Here is a 1,697-nt window from a genome sequence, read left to right as displayed (position 1 = left end):
GGGTCTTTCCGTCCTGCTGCGCGAAACGAGCATCTTTACTCGTAGTGCAATTTCACCGGGCCTATGGTTGAGACAGTCGAGAAGTCGTTACGCCATTCGTGCAGGTCGGAACTTACCCGACAAGGAATTTCGCTACCTTAGGATGGTTATAGTTACCACCGCCGTTTACTGGCGCTTAAGTTCTCAGCTTCGCCACCCCGAAATGTGACTAACCGGTCCCCTTAACGTTCCAGCACCGGGCAGGCGTCAGTCCGTATACATCGCCTTACGGCTTCGCACGGACCTGTGTTTTTAGTAAACAGTCGCTTCTCGCTGGTCTCTGCGGCCACCCCCAGCTCACGGAGTAAATCCGATCACCAGTGATGGCCCCCCTTCTCCCGAAGTTACGGGGGCATTTTGCCGAGTTCCTTAACCATAGTTCACCCGAACGCCTCGGTATTCTCTACCTGACCACCTGAGTCGGTTTAGGGTACGGGCCGCCATGAAACTCGCTAGAGGCTTTTCTCGACAGCATAGGATCATCCACTTCACCACAATCGGCTCGGCATCAGGTCTCAGCCTTAATGAACGACGGATTTGCCTACCGTTCGGCCTACACCCTTACCCCGGGACAACCACCGCCCGGGCTGGACTACCTTCCTGCGTCACCCCATCGCTTACCTACTACAAGTCTGGTTCGTCGGCTCCACCACTACCCTCAACTCCGAAGAGATCGGGCCGGCTTCACGGACTTAGCATCGCCTGATTCAGTACTGGGCGTTTCAAAGCGGGTACCGGAATATCAACCGGTTGTCCATCGACTACGCCTGTCGGCCTCGCCTTAGGTCCCGACTTACCCTGGGCAGATCAGCTTGACCCAGGAACCCTTAGTCAATCGGCGCACACGTTTCTCACGTGTGTATCGCTACTCATGCCTGCATTCTCACTCGTGAACCGTCCACAACTAGCTTCCGCTGCTGCTTCACCCGGCACACGACGCTCCCCTACCCATCACAGCGGGCGTTGGCCCTATTGCTGCAATGACACGACTTCGGCGGTACGCTTGAGCCCCGCTACATTGTCGGCGCGGAATCACTTGACCAGTGAGCTATTACGCACTCTTTCAAGGGTGGCTGCTTCTAAGCCAACCTCCTGGTTGTCTCTGCGACTCCACATCCTTTCCCACTTAGCGTACGCTTAGGGGCCTTAGTCGATGCTCTGGGCTGTTTCCCTCTCGACCATGGAGCTTATCCCCCACAGTCTCACTGCCGCGCTCTCACTTACCGGCATTCGGAGTTTGGCTAAGGTCAGTAACCCGGTAGGGCCCATCGCCTATCCAGTGCTCTACCTCCGGCAAGAAACACACGACGCTGCACCTAAATGCATTTCGGGGAGAACCAGCTATCACGGAGTTTGATTGGCCTTTCACCCCTAACCACAGGTCATCCCCCAGGTTTTCAACCCTGGTGGGTTCGGTCCTCCACGAAGTCTTACCTCCGCTTCAACCTGCCCATGGCTAGATCACTCCGCTTCGGGTCTAGAGCGTGCAACTCAATCGCCCTATTCGGACTCGCTTTCGCTACGGCTTCCCCACACGGGTTAACCTCGCTACACACCGCAAACTCGCAGGCTCATTCTTCAAAAGGCACGCAGTCACGACGCACTGAGTAAACTCAATGCGCGACGCTCCCACGGCTTGTAGGCACACGGTTTCAGGT

The 1,697-nt window shown here is 56.3% G+C and carries 1 rRNA gene; it reads right to left on the bottom strand.

Annotated features, from left to right (window positions below):
• Window positions 1-1,697: ribosomal RNA gene (locus ACWGO6_RS19135) — 23S ribosomal RNA — on the bottom strand; the annotation flags it as partial.

It is taken from the genome of Microbacterium sp. NPDC055665, from assembly GCF_053618035.1.
The sequence above is the reverse complement of the archived record's forward strand: the minus strand, read 5'-3'. Positions and strand labels throughout refer to the sequence as shown.